16 protein-coding genes are annotated in these 17,865 nt (G+C 69.0%); 9 read left to right on the top strand and 7 right to left on the bottom strand.

The genetic code is table 11. From position 1 onward, the window contains the following. Genes KF689_09460 through KF689_09450 form a run of 3 tightly spaced genes read right to left on the bottom strand, consistent with a single transcriptional unit; the run spans position 1 to position 3,054 of the window. Complete coding sequence (locus tag KF689_09460) at positions 1-951, bottom strand: hypothetical protein (protein MBX3133596.1); 951 nt, start codon at positions 949-951, stop codon at positions 1-3. A gap of 8 nt (positions 952-959) precedes the next feature. Continuing rightward, on the bottom strand, positions 960-1,694 hold the full coding sequence (locus KF689_09455) for a hypothetical protein (protein ID MBX3133595.1): 735 nt from the start codon (positions 1,692-1,694) through the stop codon (positions 960-962). A gap of 40 nt (positions 1,695-1,734) precedes the next feature. Beyond that, positions 1,735-3,054, bottom strand: a complete 1,320-nt coding sequence (locus KF689_09450) for a PDZ domain-containing protein (GenBank protein ID MBX3133594.1) — start codon at positions 3,052-3,054, stop codon at positions 1,735-1,737. Between the two features lie 88 nt (positions 3,055-3,142). On the opposite strand from KF689_09450, the gene KF689_09445 reads away from it, so the two are divergent. From KF689_09445 to KF689_09430, 4 genes are all read left to right on the top strand, one after another. Next, a complete protein-coding gene (locus KF689_09445) occupies positions 3,143-4,321 on the top strand; it encodes a hypothetical protein (protein MBX3133593.1) in 1,179 nt (392 codons plus the stop codon). Positions 4,322-4,556: 235 nt separating this feature from the next. Continuing rightward, a complete protein-coding gene (locus KF689_09440; protein MBX3133592.1) occupies positions 4,557-5,579 on the top strand; it encodes an alpha/beta fold hydrolase in 1,023 nt (340 codons plus the stop codon). Next, positions 5,576-6,556: a homoserine dehydrogenase gene (locus KF689_09435; protein ID MBX3133591.1), complete on the top strand. Its 981-nt coding sequence runs from the start codon at positions 5,576-5,578 to the stop codon at positions 6,554-6,556. Before KF689_09440 ends, KF689_09435 begins: the two co-directional genes overlap by 4 nt. Continuing rightward, the gene (locus KF689_09430) at positions 6,543-7,769 is read left to right on the top strand and encodes an aminotransferase class I/II-fold pyridoxal phosphate-dependent enzyme (protein ID MBX3133590.1); all 1,227 of its coding nucleotides are present in this window, start codon (positions 6,543-6,545) and stop codon (positions 7,767-7,769) included. The genes KF689_09435 and KF689_09430 overlap by 14 nt, the downstream gene beginning before the upstream one ends. Here the strand turns inward: KF689_09430 and KF689_09425 are convergent. Then, positions 7,702-9,303 (bottom strand): PAS domain S-box protein, encoded by a 1,602-nt coding sequence (locus KF689_09425; protein ID MBX3133589.1) that lies wholly within the window; start codon positions 9,301-9,303, stop codon positions 7,702-7,704. The two genes, KF689_09430 and KF689_09425, sit on opposite strands and share 68 nt — an antisense overlap. A 106-nt stretch (positions 9,304-9,409) precedes the next feature. Further along, complete coding sequence (locus tag KF689_09420; protein ID MBX3133588.1) at positions 9,410-10,195, bottom strand: enoyl-CoA hydratase/isomerase family protein; 786 nt, start codon at positions 10,193-10,195, stop codon at positions 9,410-9,412. Positions 10,196-10,221: 26 nt separating this feature from the next. On the opposite strand from KF689_09420, the gene paaA reads away from it, so the two are divergent. The 4 genes from paaA (at position 10,222) to paaJ (ending at position 13,027) form a co-directional block, all read left to right on the top strand. Next, complete coding sequence (gene paaA, locus KF689_09415) at positions 10,222-11,184, top strand: 1,2-phenylacetyl-CoA epoxidase subunit A (protein ID MBX3133587.1); 963 nt, start codon at positions 10,222-10,224, stop codon at positions 11,182-11,184. Between the two features lie 219 nt (positions 11,185-11,403). Further along, positions 11,404-11,694 (top strand): 1,2-phenylacetyl-CoA epoxidase subunit B, encoded by a 291-nt coding sequence (paaB, locus tag KF689_09410; GenBank protein ID MBX3133586.1) that lies wholly within the window; start codon positions 11,404-11,406, stop codon positions 11,692-11,694. Then, positions 11,694-12,536 carry a phenylacetate-CoA oxygenase subunit PaaC gene (paaC, locus tag KF689_09405; GenBank protein MBX3133585.1) on the top strand — a complete coding sequence of 281 codons (843 nt, stop codon included), beginning with the start codon at positions 11,694-11,696 and terminating at the stop codon, positions 12,534-12,536. The genes paaB and paaC overlap by 1 nt, the downstream gene beginning before the upstream one ends. After that, positions 12,533-13,027: a phenylacetate-CoA oxygenase subunit PaaJ gene (gene paaJ / locus KF689_09400; protein ID MBX3133584.1), complete on the top strand. Its 495-nt coding sequence runs from the start codon at positions 12,533-12,535 to the stop codon at positions 13,025-13,027. Before paaC ends, paaJ begins: the two co-directional genes overlap by 4 nt. 20 nt (positions 13,028-13,047) lie before the next feature. Here the strand turns inward: paaJ and KF689_09395 are convergent, their stop codons facing one another. Together KF689_09395 and KF689_09390 are read right to left on the bottom strand one after the other, a co-directional pair. Beyond that, positions 13,048-14,451, bottom strand: a complete 1,404-nt coding sequence (locus KF689_09395) for an MATE family efflux transporter (GenBank protein MBX3133583.1) — start codon at positions 14,449-14,451, stop codon at positions 13,048-13,050. 404 nt (positions 14,452-14,855) lie between these two features. After that, positions 14,856-16,958: a pyruvate dehydrogenase gene (locus KF689_09390; protein MBX3133582.1), complete on the bottom strand. Its 2,103-nt coding sequence runs from the start codon at positions 16,956-16,958 to the stop codon at positions 14,856-14,858. A gap of 120 nt (positions 16,959-17,078) precedes the next feature. On the opposite strand from KF689_09390, the gene paaG reads away from it, so the two are divergent. After that, entirely contained in the window at positions 17,079-17,864 is a 786-nt protein-coding gene (gene paaG, locus KF689_09385; GenBank protein MBX3133581.1) for a 2-(1,2-epoxy-1,2-dihydrophenyl)acetyl-CoA isomerase PaaG, read from the top strand. Position 17,865 lies beyond the last annotated feature (1 nt).

Here is a 17,865-nt window from a genome sequence, read left to right as displayed (position 1 = left end):
TCAGGCGTCGGGGAAGTCGGCGCGCGCGAGCACGGCGTCGATGAGGCGCTGCAGGACCTCGGGCCGGTTGCCCTGCATATGTTCGCCCGGGAGCCACACGAGCTCCTTGGGCTCGCCGGCGGCGGCGTAGAGCAACTCCACCGAGCGGCGTGGGATCTTCTCGTCCTCGGTGGCGTTGAGCATCACCAGCGGTCGGGGCGCGACGGCGGCGACCCAACGCTCGGGCGTGAATCGCGGGCCTGAGGCGAGCAGGTTGGCCAGCGAGGTGACGGGGGCACGCAGGATGGCATTCCCGATTTCCTTCTCGAGTCCGCGGTCAATCATCGCGCGGACGTCGCCGCCGCCGTGCGCCAGCCAGAGGCGCGTGACACGCGGGTCGCGCGCGGTGGCGATGGTCGCGAAGGGCGCACCGAAACTCGCGCCGATCAGCTCGACGCGTGCGGGATCCACATCGGGACGCGAGAGCAGATAGTCGAGCGCGAGGTGCACCGCCGGGGGGGTGTCGTAGAGCGCGCGGCGGATCTTGGGCACCTGGAGGACCACGGCGAGGCCCTTGGCCTGATGGTCGCCGTCGTAGGGATACTGCAGCGAGGCGAAGATCGCGCCGCGCGTATCGCCGATGAGGGCGGCGGCGCCCTTGCCGCGCTCGTGGCCACCGAGCACCAGGAACAGCGGCCGCCGCGTGGCCGAATCCGGCGCCATCGGCCGCCGGATGGCCAGTTCGATGCCGAGCCCGCTGCTGCCGACCACCCGGATATCCTGCTCCTCGGTGCGTCCGTCGAGGCGGATCTCGCCGAGCTCAACGGCCGCGAGCGTGCCCCGCCTCGCGTCCCAGTACGGGACCGGATCGCGCAGCAGCCAGGCGCGTGTGCCGAGCGCCGTCAACGCCAGCACCCCGGCCGCAGCGGCGATCCAGCGCCAGCGTGACCGGGGTGCCTTGGGTGCTGCCACCGCCGAGCTCAGGGCCGCAGCGCCTTGATCTCGGCCGGAAGCTCAAACAGCGCCGCCGGCTGCGGCCCGAACTCGACCGACGTCGTCACCATCACCATCCGCATTCCCATCATCGAGGACTCGGTGCGGTGCGCAATCATGAACCCGCCGACGTTGCGGTAGTCCGAGAGCTTCGCCTCTACTTCGACGCTTCCCATCGGCGATTCCTGCGTGGTGCGCGTGAGCACGAGCAGGCCGGACGCGTTGGAGAAGCAGTCGACGGTCTCGCGGCCAGATTTCCAGGTGAACTTCACGCAGGTCGCCGCGTCGTCGCCCTCGCCGGCGGTCCCAGCCGCTTCCATCGCGGTAAAGAGCTCCGGCGTGCGCTTCATTGACGCCAACGCCGAGCCTTCGGCCATCGAGGCCGCCTCGAGGCCCTGTAGCAGGCGCGGGCCCTGCATCGGATCGGAAGCCCAGGCGGTGCTGCCGTCGAAGCCCTGCTTGAGCGTGCCCATCCCGGGCAGCTCAGACTCAATCACCACCTTGTTGGGCAAGGCCGCGACCAGGTTCATCGTCATCGACATCCCCATATCGGGGATGTCCATCGTCATCGACGACTTCATTCCCTGCACAGAGGCGAGGCGGTTCTGCGGGTCGACGGCCTTGTTGTAGCGGTCAACGATCTCAGTCGGGGACTGGGCACCGGCGCTTGCCGTCACGACGGCGACGAGCGTGGCGGCAACGCGGAGCGAGTGGCGAATCATCGGGACCTCGATGCGGGGTGGGGTACGGCGTCTTTGGAGTCTAGCGGCGGGACAGCGTATCGGCGAGCCAGCGGCGCGCCGCCTCGAGCGCGACGTCGCGTCCGGCGGCCAGCCCACTACGGGTGAGTGGCGTCGGAGTGTCGGGTTGTACCCCGATGCCTTCGATTCGGCGACCGCGGGCGTCCTCGTGGTCGGCGATGGCGTGCATCAGGACGTCGCCGTTGGGCAGGCGCTTCATCGCGGCCGGCAGGGACTGCCCGGCCGAGGCCTCGCCGAAGACGCGGGCGCGGCCCAGCGCCTGCATTCCGGCGGCGAAGAACTCGGAGGAGCTCGCGGTCAGCGGATCGATGAGAATCGCGACCGGGGCCCGGATCACGTCGACGCGTTCGCCAGTCGAGGTGGCGCGCCGCGGGTTCGCGGCGAGCCGCAGTGTGGCCCCTCGGCCACGCATCGAGCCCAAGCTCCAGGTCGAGTCCGAGAAGTGTCCAGCGAACCCGCCGATGATGCCGACAACGCCGCCGAGGTTGCCGCGGAGGTCGATGATGACCGCTTCGGCGCTGCGGGCGCCGAAGGCGAAGCGGTCGAGGTCGGCCGTGATGACCGGGAACCAGCCGCTGAAGGCGATGACCGGCACGGCGACATCGCGCGAGCCGGCCCGCACCATCGTGGTGTCGAGCGTGGCCTGGATGACCATCGGTGGGAGGTTGCCGTACTGTTGCAGCCGCCCGGACTTTGCTCGGCGCGTGATCGTGAGGTTGGCCGCCGTGCCATCGAGGCGTCGGGTGCCGACATCCACCGTCGAGCCGGCGGGTCCGTCGAGCACTGCGGTGAAGACCTGCAGCAGCAGGCCATTGGCTTCGCGCGGATTGTCGGGGAAGGCCGTAGCAAGGCGTTCACGAATCATCGTCACGGTGTTGTCGTCCACGCGCTCGATGGCGTCCCCTGGCCGGATGCCGGTGCCGGCCGCGGGGCCTGCGGGGTCCACGCGCCAGACGATCAGTGTGTCGCCGGCAAGGCGCACCGTGACTCCGGCGCTGCCTGGTGGGCCGTCTGCGGCCGTACCGCCCTTGGCGCGGGGTATGGCATCGCTGGTGATGAGCGCGAAGTGCGACTGGCCCGGTACCGCGATCATCGCGCGAATGGCGCGGCGCAACTGTGCTTCAGTGGGCGAAGTGCCCAAGGTCCCGCGGATGGAATCGGCCACGCTGCGCCAGCGGCCATTCACGAGCGCGGTGTCGTAGAACGTCCGCGCAATGGTGTGCCAAGCCGTATCATAGGCCGCCAGGAGCGGAACCTCTTGCGCGGAGAGCGGAGCGGCGCAGACGATCAGCGCGAGCGTGGCGGTGCGGAGCGTGCGCATCGGGGACGGGCCAAGGGGAGTCGAAGGGACCGAGGGAATATCCGGTGCGGACCGCGCCTCGGCCAGTCGCAGCGTTAGGTTTCTGCCCGTGAACCGCACCGTCCTCCCCCCGAGCGAGTGTGCCGCGCTGGTCCCTGCGCTGGCCGACACCCGCAATCCCAACGTCTGGGTCTATCGCTACGCGCACCCCGCGGAGCCTTGGACCCTGTCTATCGCCACCCACGCGCCGCCGCAGTCCGGCAAGCTGTCACTGGGGGGATTCCGTATCGCCCCGCTGGAGCGCATCGCCTCACCGAACTTCACGACGGACCGCGAGAGCATCGCGCTCGCAATGGGGATGGAGGAGAAGGTACATTGGTCGCGCGTGATCGGTGTGGGCGGGCCCTTGGCACTGCGCGACCTGACGCGGGTGGTCGGCGGCAAGTGCGTGCTCGCGCCGACGCCCGAGTCCCGTGTGGGCAATGTCCGAGACGCCGAGATGCTGGCCTGGGCGGCCGACTGCCTCAACGACTGCGAGCGGCACGCCGGCATCCACATCACCACCGGCCAGGACCTCGGCCACGGCAAGATGCACGGCGGAGCGATGGGTTCGCTGGAGTATCTGAACGCCCGCTTTGCCGGCAGCGTGGTGGCCGATACGTCGGTGCCCACCGGTGAAGGGAACTACCAGATCCTGCTCGGGATGCTGCGGGCGTTCGGTCTTGAGATGTCGGCGGCGACGGTGGGGCTCATCGGGTGCGGCAACATCGGGATGCACATCATCAGGCGGCTGCGCACGCACGCTGGCGTGACGATTCTCGCCTGCGAGTCGCGCGAGGAGCGCCGTGCGGAGTTGGAGGCGATGGGCATCCGCGCCTGGGGGCCGGAGCGCAAGCAGGAGTTCCTGGCCTTGGCGATGGATGCGCTGGTGGTGAATGCGGCGGGCGGGACGCTCGACGCGGCGGCCGTCGCGCGCTGCGCGGCGAACACGCGGCTCAAGGTCATCTGCGGCAGCGAGAACCTCGTGATGCCGGACCATCACAGCGGCGTCGCGGCGCTGCGCGCCGCGCACAAGGTGTATGCGCCCACGGAGTTGGGCGGGATGATGGGCTATCTCACTGCAGTCGAGCAGTACCTCGCCGTAATCGAGGGGCAGACCTTCGAGGTCGCGACGATGCTCGAGGCGGCGCGGCGACTGAAGGTGGCGGGGTACGAGGCGACGGTGCGGATCGTCGCGGGCGGGCACACGGAGGATTTCGAGACGGCGGTGACGGCGCTCTACGCGTGAGCGTCGGGTGGCTTGACGCATCGTCGGTTCTCGCTTAGCCTACGTTACACAACTGAAGCCCGTGGTCATTTGCCGCGATTGCCGCCACGAAAAACAAGGAGCTAAAACGCGATGTACCCGCGGCGTTCGCCGTGGGTATTTTCTCTTCCACCGGCGTCGCCACCGGTCTTCCTGCGGCCCTCTCGTCCGAGAGGGCCTTTGCGTTTCCGCGGCATCCTCTTGCGTGGAGCGTCCGATGACCGCCGTGCCCTCTGATCCTGTCGCCAACCTGCGACTGCCTGCCTCGTCGTCCCCGCGTGCGCTGGAACGGCTGGCGTTGCCGCCGATTCCGCTGGACAGCGGTGCGATGCTGACGGGGGCGACGATGGCGTTCCACTGCGACGGTGTGCTCGGTGCGCGTCGCGACAGCGCCGTCGTGGTCCTGCACGCCCTGACCGGTTCGGCGGATGCCGCGGGCGAGTGGTGGCGGACGCAGATCGGACCGGGCCGCGCCCTCGATACCACACGCTGGGCGATTCTCGCGCCGAACCTGCTCGGCTCGTGCTACGGCAGTTCCGGGCCGGCGACCGTGGAGCGCTTTCCGGCGCTCACGGTGCGCGACCAGGCGCGGGCGGTTGCCGTGTGGCTCGAGCGGCTCGGCATCGCGCAGGTTGCGCTGCTCGTCGGCGGATCGCTGGGCGGGATGGTGGCGCTGGAGCTCGTCGCCTCGTTCCCGGGGCGCGTCGGACACGCCGCGGTGTTCGCGGCGCCGATGCGACTGGGCGCGGGCGCGATCGCGTGGTCGCAGGTGCAGCGCGAGTTGCTGAGCGCCGGGGGCGCGCAGGGATTGGCGCTCGCGCGGCAGGTGGCGATGCTGTCGTACCGGACCGGGGCTGGGCTCGATGCGCGCTTCCGGCGCGACCGGACGCGGGGCGGGCGTTTCGCGGTGGGCGAGTGGCTGAGCGCGCACGGGCAGCGCCTGGCGGCGCGGATGGACCCGGCGACGTACCGCTTCCTCCTCGACGTGATGGACACGCACGATCTCAGCAGCGCCCGCGGCGGTGCGGGCGAACGGCTGCGCGCGTCCGGGACGCGTCTGACCGGCATTGGTATTCCCGGTGATCGCTTCTGCGACGCGAGCGAAGTGGCAGCGTGGGTGCGCGCGGCCGGCGGGCGGTACCGTGAGATCGACTCCGCGCACGGACACGATGCGTTCTTGATCGAGCACGCCCAGGTGAGCGCGTTGCTCCGGGACGTCCTCGCGGAGGTGCACGCGTGAGCCGCGTCATCTCGGTTGCCCTCGCCGGCTGTGGAACCGTCGGCGCCGCACTGCTGGACTTGCTTGACCGCCACGGACCGGAGATCGCGCGCCGGACCGGCGTCACATACGGCCTGACGCGCGTGCTGGTCCGTGACCTGCGTCGCCCCCGTGCCCTGCGGCTGGACCGCGCGTTGCTCACGGACGATGCGGACGAGTTCCTCGCGACGCCCGCCGACGTCGTCGTGGAGGCAATCGGAGGCACGACGACGGCGGGGACGCTGGCGCGCGGCGCCCTGCGACGCGGCCGACGGCTTGTGACGGCCAACAAGGCGCTGCTGCGCGTCGAGGGACCGGCGCTGGCGGCGCTGGCGCAGCGACACCGTAGCGCCGGCGCGGCCCTCGACTTCGAGGCGGCCGTCGGCGGCGGCGTCCCCATCGTGCGTCTGCTTCGCGATTCGCTTGCGGGGCAAGGGCTGCACCGGATTCGCGGCGTGCTGAACGGCACGACGAACTTCATCTTGTCACGGGTCGAGCGCGGCGCGTCGTTCAACGACGCCCTGCGCGCCGCACAGCAGTCCGGATTTGCCGAGTCGGACCCCACGCGTGACCTCGACGGCACCGATGCGGCCGACAAGATCGCCGTGCTCGCCTGGCTCGGCTTCGGCGTGGACCCCTCGACGATTGCGGTGCGCACGCACGGGATCGGCGCGGAGCTCGGGGCGCAGGCGCGCGAGGCGGCACGGCGCGGTCGGGCCATCCGTCTGGTGGCGACTGCCGTGCGCGTCGGCGACGGCGTCCACTGCAGCGTCGCACCGCGCGTCGTGCCACGCGGCCACCCGTTCGCGCAGGTGCGCGACGAGCAGAACCTCATTCAACTCGAGAGCGAGAGTACGGGCACGCTCACGGTCGCCGGCGCCGGTGCCGGTGGCCCGGCCACGGCGTCCGCCCTGCTCGCCGACATCCTCCGTCACGGAACTTCGAATGCCACGCCCTGAGACGCTCGCCATCCGCACGCAGCACCCGACCTCCGCCTCTCGCGAGCACTCGGTGCCGCTCTACCTCACGTCGAGCTTCGTGTTCGACGACGCCGAACAGGCGCGGGCGCTCTTCGCAGAAGAGCGCGAGGGGCCGGTGTACAGCCGGTACAGCAATCCGAACTCGGACGAGTTCGTCCGGAAGCTCGTGTTGCTCGAGGCGGCGGACGACGGGATCGCGACGGCATCCGGAATGAGCGCCGTGTACACGGCCATCGCGTCGATGGTGTCGGCGGGCGACCACATCGTGGCGGGGCGGGCGCTCTTCGGTTCGACGCACCAGTTGCTGACGCGCGTGTTCCCGCGATGGGGCGTGAGTCACACGTATGTGGACGGCGGCGAGGCAGCGGTGTTCACGTCAGCGTTGCGGCCGAACACCAAGCTCATCTTCGTCGAGACGCCGTCGAATCCGGGCCTCGACCTCGTCGACCTCGCGGGGCTCGGCGCCCTGGCGCAGGCGCGCGGCATCCCGTTGGTGGTGGATAACTCGTTCTCGACCCCCGTGCTGCAGCGTCCGCTCGAATACGGCGCGTCGCTGGTCGTGCATTCGGCGACCAAGTTCGTCGACGGCCAAGGGCGCACGCTCGGCGGCGCAGTGGTCGGCGCGAAACACTTGGTGGCGGAGGCACGGTTTCTCGCGCGGCACTCCGGTCCCGCGCTGAGCCCATTCAATGCCTGGGTGCTGAGCAAGAGTCTGGAGACGCTGGCCCTCCGGATGGAGCGGCATTCGGCCAACGCGCTGCAGCTGGCGCGATGGTTGGAGACCCATCCGGCCGTGCGGCGGGTGCGGTACCCGCACTTGCCCTCGCATCCGCAGTTCGGGTTGGCGACACGACAGATGCGATGGGGGGGTGGCGTGCTGACGCTCGAGGTGGCGAACTACGACGAGGCGCGCCAGCTGATTGACGGACTCCGGCTGTGCTCTCACTCCCCGAACCTTGGCGACGTGCGGACCATCGTCACGCATCCGGCCTCGACCACACATTCGAAGCTCACGGAGCAGGAGCGGCAATCGGTGGGGATCACACCTGGATTGGTCCGGATCTCGGTCGGGCTGGAGCACCCGGACGACGTGATCGCTGACCTCGCAACTGCCTTGCGCGGCGTCAGCCTGGCTGGCGCCCGTCAGCCGCGAGCATCTGCGCACAGGCCTCCGCAAGCTCCACGATCGTAATCGGCTTCCGCAGGACCTGCTTCACATTCGTGCGGAGCTTGACCTCGTCCGCAATATCCGAGATGAAGCCGGTGAGCAGCAGCACCGGCAGCCGCGGCCGCAGGCGGCTGACTTCGGCGCCGAGCTCGAGCCCAGTCATCCCGGGCATCGAGTAATCGGTGATGAGCAACGCCGGCTCGATGCCGGACCCGTCGAGTAGCGCGATGGCCTCGGCGGGCGACGATGCCGTGCGCACGGCATAGCCGAGGGCCTCGAGCCGGCGCCGCCCGACCGCGAGCAGGGCCGGCTCGTCGTCCACGAAGAGCACGAGCTCGCCGTGCCCGAGCGGCGGCCCCAGTTCCACGATGCTGGCGGCGTCACGCGGGGCATCGTCCACCGCCGGGAACAGGCAGCGCACCACCGTGCCGATGCCGAGTTCGCTCTCCAACTGCACCGCGCCGTGATGGTCGTGCATAATGCCGTGCACCATCGCGAGCCCCAGTCCGGTCCCTTCCCCCAGCGGCTTGGTCGTGAAGAAGGGCTCGAAGGCGCGCCGCATCGTCTCAGGCCGCATTCCCGCGCCGCTATCGCGGACCTCGAGCATCACGTAGGGGCCTTCGCGCAGTCCAGGGTTTGCCCGCGCGATGCTGTCGCGCACATACAGCGGAGCAGCCACCAGCTCCAGCCGCCCGCCCTGCGGCATCGCGTGGGCGCCATTGGTGGCCAGGTTCATCACCACCTGATGCACGGAGGTGCTGTCGGCGTGGATGAGCGGTAAATCGGCCGCGCTTCGGACGACGATTTCGATGTCGGCCGGGAGCGTGGCGCGCAGCAATTGCTGGATCTCGCGCACGACGTCGCCGAGCGCGACGGGCTTCAGGCGCGTTTCCTGCCGACGGCTGAACGCCAGGATGCGCTCGACCAGGCTCTTGCCGCGCGTGGCGATCTTCAGGATCTCGGTGGAGTCCTCGTGGACCGTCGAGCCCGGCGTCGCGGAGGACTGGATCAGCTCGGCGAAGCCCAGGATCCCCGCGAGCAGGTTATTGAAGTCGTGGGCGACCCCGCCCGCCAGCGTCCCCACGGCCTCGAGCTTCTGCGACTGGCGCAACTGCTCCGCGAGCAGACGCTGCTCCTCCTCCAGCCGCTTGCGCGCCGTGATGTCGACGACGGCGCCCAGCACGAACAACCCGTCGTCCGTGGGAACGGGCGTCAGCCCGATCTCAACGGGCACCTCGAGTCCGTCCTTGCGCACGCCGAAGAGGTCGCGCCCAGCCCCCATCGAGCGGACCCGCGGGTCGCGTAGGAACGAGGAGCGAAAGTCCGGATGCGCGGCGCGCGCGCGCATCGGGACGAGCATCTCGATCGGTTGTCCGAGGAGTTCCTCCCGCGAATAGCCGAACATCCGCTCGATCTCGCGGTTCACGAGCACGATGCGGCCCGTGGCGTCTGCCATCACGAGTCCGCTCGGCGCGGACTCGACGGCGGCGCGCAGGTGCGTCTCGATGGATCGATTCTCGCCTTGTGGCACGACGCCCCCATCGCCGAGGGAATGCAATGCGGTTCTGACGATGTAGGGATTTCTCTGACGGCGCAAGAAGAACCGGACTCGCTGCGGAACACTTCACGTTTGCGATGACGCTAGCGCGTTCGCAGGCAACAACTTAGCGTGCCTTAAACGCTGCCAGCGCGGCCTTGGTGAAGTCGCTCAGGACCATCCGTCCGCTCATCGCGGCGCGATCGTCCATCAGCGCCTCCCAGTGCTCGGTGTCGCGCCAGAACACGCGCTTCATCTCGGCCATCGCCTCGGGGTTTGCAGCCGCGAGGCGCTGGGCGTGGCTGTGCACGACGGCATCGAGCGCGTGCGCATTATCCACCACCTGCGAGTACAGCCCGTGGCGCTCGCACCAGGCGGCGTCGTGCCAGTCGGCGTGCACGGCGAGATTCATAAACGGGGCGAGGCCCAGCTTCCGCTCGATGGCGACGCCAACGATGAACGGCCCGATGCCCACTTGCAGTTCGGAGAGCTTAGCCTGCGCGTTCTCGGTGGCGAAGGAGTAGTCGCTGGCGGCGATGACGCCGATCGCGCCACCGGCGGCTCTGCCGTGGACGCGGGTGATTACGAACTTCGGCGCGCGGATCATCGCGAGGATGACGCGGCTGAAGCCGAGGAAGAACTCCTTGCCCTCCGCCGGCGTGGAGACTGCGGTGAACTCGTCGAAGGAGGCACCGGCACAGAAGGCGCCCTCGCCGCCGGAGCGCAGCACGATCACCCGCGCGGCTGGGTCGTCGCCGAGCGTGCGGATGCCGTCGGCGAGCTGACGGAGCAGGATGCCCGGGAGGGAGTTGCCCTTGGGGTGGAAGAACTCGACCGTGCCGATGCCGTCGGTGACGGACACCTGGACACGGCCTTCGGCGCGGACATCTGGGGTGGGGGCGGGGGGCGTCATAGCGGGAAACATACTAAATTCCGCGTATGGCCCAGACGACTGCCCCGCAGGAGGATCCGGCCCTCCTTGCCGCCTTCGAGGCGCGCATCGCCGGCGGCGAGAGCATCGAGCCCAAGGACTGGATGCCCGAGCGCTACCGCAAGCAACTGACGCGGATGATGGCGCAGCACGCGCACTCGGAGATCGTGGGGATGCTGCCGGAGGGCAACTGGATCACGCGCGCGCCCTCGCTGCGGCGGAAGATGTCGCTGATCGCCAAGGTGCAGGACGAGGCTGGGCACGGGCTGTACATCTACTGCGGCACCGAGACGCTCGGCGTCGACCGCCACGACCTCTACAACCAACTGCTGGACGGCACGGCGAAGTATTCGAGCATCTTCAACTACCCGACGCTGAGCTGGGCTGATATGGGCGTCATCGGCTGGTTCGTGGACGGGGCCGCGATCGTCAACCAGACGGTGCTGGCCAAGGCCTCCTACGGCCCGTATGCGCGGGCGATGGTGCGCATCTGCAAGGAAGAGAACTTCCACAAGCGCCAGGGCTATGAAATCTGCGCGACGCTGGCCAAGGGCACGCCGGCGCAGCGCGAGATGCTGCAGGATGCCGTCAACCGCTTCTGGTGGCCGTCGCTGATGATGTTCGGGCCGAGTGACAAGGACAGCCCGAACTCGGCCGAGCTGCTCAAGTGGCGCGTGAAGCGGAAGACCAACGACGAGCTGCGGCAGCGCTTCGTGAACCTGACGGTGCCGCAGGCGCAGGCGATCGGGGTGACGCTGCCGGATCCGGATCTCCGCTACGACGCCGAGACCAAGAACTGGGAGTTCGGGGAGATCGACTGGGCGGAGTTCTGGAATGTGGTGAAGGGCAACGGGCCGTGCAACGCCGAGCGGCTGGCGGCGCGGAACCAGGCACACGAGGAAGGACGCTGGGTACGGGAGGCGGCGCTGGCGCACGCGGCGAAGCGGGCGGCCAGGTCTTCGGCGGCGTAGGGGCAACAGCAACGACGTTCACCACAGAGGACACAGAGGGCACAGAGAACGGCAGCTGCAATGACAACTGCAACCTCTGCTGCAACTTCTACTGCCCATCTAGTTGGCGCGAGCCGAACCGTTCGAGCGTTGCCCCAAACAGAGGATTCTGTCCTTGCAGTGCTCTGTGTCCTCTGTGGTGAAAGGCCGTTGTCATACACTTTCTGATCGGACCGATCTATGAGCAACGAACAATCCTGGCCATTGTGGGAAGTGTTCACCCAAGGGAACCAGGGGGAGCCATTCGAGCACGCCGGCTCCCTGCACGCGACAGACGCGGAGCACGCGCTGCAGAATGCCCGCGACGTGTACACGCGCCGCGGCGAGGCGGTGAACCTGTGGGTGGTGCCGTCGGCGGCGATCGTGGCGTCGGCGCCGTCGGACGCGGGGCCCTTCTTCGAGCCCGGCAACGAGAAGGCCTACCGGCACCCGCAGTTCTACAAGGTGCCGCAAGGCGTGCGCGTCTTTTGATGGCCAATCACGAGGGAGACGCGGGTGGCATTGCCGCCGGAGAGGCGACAGCCGGGACGGTCAAGGTGGCCGGCGCGCGCGGTCCGGCGTTCGCGGCGCCGATGGTCGAGTACCTGCTCCGGCTCGGCGACGACCGCCTAATCCTCGGGCACCGAATGTCCGAGTGGACGGGGCACGGCCCCATCCTCGAGGAAGACATCGCGACGGCCAACATCGCGCTGGATCTCATCGGGCAGGCGGCGCAGTTGCTCAAGCTGGCTGGCGAGGTCGAGGGGAAGGGCCGCAGCGAGGACGCCCTCGCCTACTTCCGCGACGGCACGCAGTTTCGCAATTGCCTGCTCGTCGAGCTGCCACGCGGCGATTTCGGCGACACGATGCTGCGGCAGTTCCTGTTCGACGCATACAGCGTGTTGCTGCTCGACGAACTCAGCCGCTGCGGGCACACCGGGCTTGCGGCCATCGCCGCCAAGGCACTCAAGGAGTCCAAGTATCACCTGCGCCACTCGAGTGAATGGGTGCTGCGCCTCGGTGACGGTACGGAAGAGAGCCACCGGCGCATCCAGGCGTCGCTGGACCGGCTCTGGAAGTACACGGGTGAGCTCTTCACCCCTGATGCGGTGGACGAGGCTGTAGCGGCGGAGGGTGTGCGCGTGGACGTCGCCGGCATCAAGTCGCGCTGGGACACGATGGTGGACGACGTGCTCACGCGTGCGACGCTGACGAAGCCCGCCGACGCGCCGATGCAGTTGGGCGGGCGCCGCGGCCGGCATACCGAGCACATCGGGCACCTGTTGGCGATGATGCAGAGCGTCGCGCGCGCGCACCCCGGCGCCACGTGGTGACCTTCAGCCGCGACCAGCTCTACGACATCCTCGGGACGGTGCCCGATCCAGAGGTGCCGGTGATCTCGGTCGTGGAACTCGGCATCGTGCGCGACGCGGCGCAGCGCGAGGACGGCAGCGTCGAGGTGACGATCACCCCGACCTACAGCGGCTGCCCGGCGATGTTCGAGATCGAGAAGGACATCCGCGCGGCGCTCGAGGCGGCCGGCGCGCCGTCCGTGCACGTCACGACCGTGCTGTCCCCGGCGTGGACGACGGATTGGATCGGCGCCGAGGCGCGTGAGAAGCTGCGCCGGTACGGCATCGCGCCGCCGGGACCGGCAGGCGACGGGGGCCTGGTCACGCTGGTGCGCGCCACGCCCCCGGTACCCTGTCCGTGGTGCGGGTCATCCAACACGACCCGCAAGAGTGAGTTCGGCTCTACCGCCTGTAAGGCGATCCACGTCTGCAACGACTGTCGGCAGCCTTTCGACGAGTTCAAGGCGCTATAGTCGCGAGCGCCCGGCCCGCCTTACACCACCTTCGTCTTCCAACGTCCCTGCCGGAACAGCAGGGCGCTGACCACGGCAAGCGCCGAGTATGCTACCGGCACGGCGATGAACACACCACGCCACTCGAGGCCGGTGCGCTGCGCCATCCACCACGCCAGCGGCAGCTGTAGCACCCAGAACACGAAGAAGTTGATCCAGCTCGGCGTCTTCGTATCGCCGGCGCCGTTGAATGACTGCTCGAGGATCATTCCCAGCGCGTAGAGCGGGAAGCCGAGCGACATCGCGCGGAGGCCGTAGGTTCCCACGGCCCGCACGTCCTCGGCTTCGGTGAAGAGCGAGACAATGCCGGGCGCGAAGATCAGGAAGGCGATGCCAGTCAGCGTGAGCACGACCACGTTGATCCGGGCCGCCGTCCACACCGAGCGCTCGGCGCGGTCCGGCTTGTCGGCGCCGAGGGCCTGTCCGACCATCGTCGCCGCGGCGGCGCCGACGCCGTAGGCCGGCATCAGCGCAAAGAGCAGGATGCGGATGGCGATGGTGTAGCCTGCCATCGCCGTCGCCCCGAACATCGCGGTGATGCGCACGAGCGCGATCCAGCTCATCGAGCTCAGCGCCACTTGGAAGGTGCCCCAGCCCGAGAGCGTGGCAATGTTGTACATCGTGGACGGCTCGACCACGACGTGCCGGCGATGCACGTGGAGGTTGCCGTCGCCGACGCTCAGGTGCCACAGCGCCCAGAGAAAGCCGATGAGGCGGCCGATGACCGTCGCCCAGGCGGCCCCGACGAGCCCGAGCTCGGGGAAGAAGCCGACGCCGAAGATGAGCAGCGGGTCGAGGGCGATGTTGATGGCGTTGCCGAGCACCAGCACGCGCATCGCGATGGCCGGATCGCCGGCGCCACGGAACGCGGCGTTCACGAGGAAGAGCAGGAACACCGCCCCGTTGCAGCCGAGCGAGACGCGCGCGTAGCCCGTGCCCACCGCGAGCACGTCGGCGTCGGCGCCCATCAGCGCCAGGAGTTCGGGCGCGAAGACGGCGCCGAGGATGCCGAGCACGGAGGAGAGCGCGAGGCCGAGCAGCAACGCCTGCACGGTGGCGCGCGCGGCGCCGTCGGCGTCCTTCTCGCCGACGCGTCGCGCCACCGTCGCGGTGGCGCCGATGCTCAGGCCCATCGCCACGGTGTAGAGGATGACCATCAGGGACTCGGTGAGTCCGACGGTCGCGACCGCCGCCGGTCCGAGCCGTCCGACGAAGAACACGTCGACGACGGCGAAGATGCTCTCCATCGACATCTCGATGACCATCGGGACGGCGAGGAGGAAGATCGCGCGCCCGATGGCGCCTTCGGTATAGTCGTGCTCGGCGCCACGGATCGCATCGCGGATGTCGCGCCAGAGCGAGGGGGAATCAGTTGCGGAATGCATACAGGAAGCTCACGGAGTCAGAAAATGAGAACGCCCCATCTGCGCAGCGAAGCAGGTGGGGCGTGGTGTCCGCGAGGCGCGGCCGGAGTGGCGCGGCTACCCGAGGTGCCCTGCTTCGCAGTGTCGCACGGCCGTGACGACGGAGGTCGTCACCGGGCGAACCCGGACGGCGGCGAAGGAAGGGGTGTGAATCACGGGCGAGGGCTCGGGTGAGGGAAGAGTGGAGAAGCTATCGGGATGCTTGGGGTGGGGCAAGCGGCCCTTCGGGGTGGGAGAGGGGAGATGGGGAGGGGGGTGACGGCTGGGAGACGGGAGATGGGAGATGGTTGGGAGAGGGGAGATGGTCTCTGCAGTGAGCAATCTTCAGTCTCCCGTCTCAAGTCTCCCGTCTCAAGTCTCCCGTCTTAGATGCGTAGCATCCGCTCCACAGCCGACACGATCGCCGCTTCCCCCGGGAGCACCGCCGCCAGCAGGTCCGGGTGGTAGGGCATCGGGATGTCTTGGGGGGCGAGGCGCTCGACCGGGGCGTCGAGGTACCAGAACGCCTCCTGCGTCACCGTCGCGGCAATCTCCGCGCCGAAGCCGGCGGTGATGTTGTCTTCGTGCACGATCAAGCAGCGGCCGGTCTTGCGCACGCTGGCGAGCACGGCGTCGCGGTCCCAGGGAGCGATGGTGCGCAGGTCGAGGAACTCGACGGCCTCGCCCATCGGCGCGATGGCATCGGCGATGCGATGGACCATCGCGCCCCAACTGACCAGCGTGAGCGCCTTGCCCTCCTGCACGACGCGGGCCTTGCCGAACGGCAGCACGTAGTCGTCGCCGGGGTAGCGGGCGGCGCCGTCGCCGGTCATCAGGAGGGCGCGGTGTTCGAAGAAGATCGTTGGGTTGGGGCTGCGCATTGCGGCGCGCAGCAGACCCACAGCGTCGGCGGCGTTGGATGGCATCGCGACCTGCCAGCCGTAGGCGTGCGCGAAGCGCACTTCATCCGACAGCGAGTGCCAGGGGTCGCCGACATCCTTGCCGAAGCCGCCAGGCATCCGCACGACCATCGGCGACGCGAAGCGGTTGGCGGTGCGCCAACGCAGCGTGCCGGCATTGTTGAGCTGCTCGGTCGCGGGGTCGGCGTACTTGCGGAACTGGATCTCGGCGACGGGCATCAGGCCGCTGATCGCCAAGCCCGCGGCGCGACCGATGATGCCTTCCTCGCTGAGTGAGGTATCGAACACGCGGTCCTTGCCGAACTGCTTCTGCAGTCCCTCGGTCACGAGATGCACGCCGCCCTTCTTGCCTACGTCCTCGCCGAAGACCACGACCTTCTTGTTCGCGGCGAGTTCGTGGCGCAGCGTGCGGCGCAGGGCCTCGGCGAAGCGCAGCAACTCGCCTTCGTCCTGGGCAACGTCGCTGCCGCCGAGCTTGCGGCGTTCGGTACGGCGGAGGCCGCCGAAGGCCTCGTGCGCATCGTCGCGGTCGTCGGCGTAGCGGTGCTCGGCGATGGTAGCGGGGTTTGGCTTCGCTCGCGCGCGCGCGGCGCTGAGGGCGCGTTCGACGTCGCGCGCGACTTCCGTCTCGAGCTGGCTCCACTCCGCGGCGCTCATCACCTGCGGCACGAGAAAGCTGCGGAGCTTGGGCAACGGGTCGCGCTTCTGGTCGGCGGCGATTTCGGCGTCCGTCCGGTAGCCCTTCTGATTGTCGGGGCCGGAGTGCGACGAGAGGCGCGGCACCGTCAGGCGGATGAGCGCCGGCCCCTCGCCGCTGCGGACGTGGTGCACGACCTCGTGCAGCAGCCGCGCCGTCTCGGCGGGGTCGGTGCCGTCGCCATTGCGGATGAGCAGGTTCTTGAACGACCCGAGGTTCTCGGCGATGTTCGCGCCCGGGGTCTGGAAATCGCCGCTCACGGAAATGCCGAGGTTGTTGTCCTCGATGTAGAACAGCATCGGGAGCTTCAGCGTCGTCGCCATCGTGAGCGCAGCCCAGAAGCCGCTCGTCGCCACGGAGGCGTCGCCGCCCAGGGCCACGCCGATCGACCCGTTGAAGCGATAGTCCTTGAGGATGTCGCGGTGGTACGTGATGCCCTGTGCCCAGCCCGCCGCAGGTGTGTACTGCGAGCCGACATCGCCGGCCATCGGCAGGACGATGCAGCCTTCCTCGCGCGGGAAGTTGCAGACGACGCCGATGTCACGGCCGTCGGAGAACCCACCGGCGCGTCCAAGCGGCGAGCCAAACGCGTCCTCTAGCGACAGGCCAAGGGAGAGAAGCAAGGGGCGGCTGCGATAGTACGCGCCGGCCGCGTCGCGCTTGCCGGTGAGCAGTTGGCCGAGGATGACCTGCGCGAGATCGTGGCCGCGGGCCGAGAACTGGTAGAGGACGACGTGGTCCTTCGGGACGGTCGCGCGATTGCGGTTCGTCTGCTCCTCGGCGTCATCGAGGGCGCGCGAACAGAGGACGTGGTAGGCGATCTTGCGCCAGTCGAGGGCAGGCCCGGTGGGCGTCTTCGTCTTCGGAGGCATCGTACGAAATCTACTGCCTGAGACGAGGCGGCAGGCAGTCGCGCGCACGCGCTTGGCGCGGCTCCGGCCCGCGGTGTCGATGCCGTGTCGGCGCCGTGCACAGGCAGTAGATTTGGGGCTATGCCGAGCATCCTGAGCGAACTGAAGGACGGGGTCCTGGAACTCACCCTCAACCGCCCCGAGGTCCTCAACAGCTTCGACCGCGCGATGGCGCAGGCGCTGCAGGTGGAGCTGGCGCGCGCCGCGAACGATCCGGGCGTGCGTGCCGTGCTGCTCACCGGCGCTGGCCGCGGCTTCTGCGCAGGCCAGGACTTGCAGGAGGCGCTGCCTGAGGGCGACGGGCCGATGCCCGACATCTCAGAGATCGTACGGGCGAGCTACAACCCGATCATCCGCGCCATCCGCGGACTCGAGAAGCCGGTGGTCTGCGCCGTGAACGGCATCGCGGCGGGCGCGGGAGCCAACCTCGCCTTCGCCTGCGACCTCACGATCGCCGCCAGCGAGGCCAGCTTCGTCGAAAGCTTCGCCAAGCTCGGGCTCATCCCGGACACTTCGGGCACCTTCTTTGTGCCGCGGCTCGTCGGGCCGCAGCGGGCGACGGGGATGTTCTTCCTCGCGGGCAAGGTGACGGCGGCGCAGGCCAAGGAGTGGGGGCTCATCTGGGACGTGGTGCCGGGCGCCGAGCTGATGGAGACGACACGCGCGCTCGCAGCGTCGCTCGCGACGCAAGCGACCCGCGGCTTCGGGCTCACGAAGCGCGCGATGAACGCCTCGTGGGCCAACGGACTCGACGAACAGCTCGAGATGGAAGCGCGCTGTATGCAGGAGGCCGGTCGCACGGCGGACTACGAGGAAGGCGTGCGCGCCTTCCTCGCCAAGCGCGCCCCGACCTACCAGGGCAAGTGAC

The sequence above is a fragment of the Gemmatimonadaceae bacterium genome, from assembly GCA_019637355.1.
Classification (GTDB): domain Bacteria; phylum Gemmatimonadota; class Gemmatimonadetes; order Gemmatimonadales; family Gemmatimonadaceae; genus Pseudogemmatithrix.
Note: the sequence above shows the minus strand (reverse complement) of the source record. Positions and strands in the feature narration are given on the sequence as shown.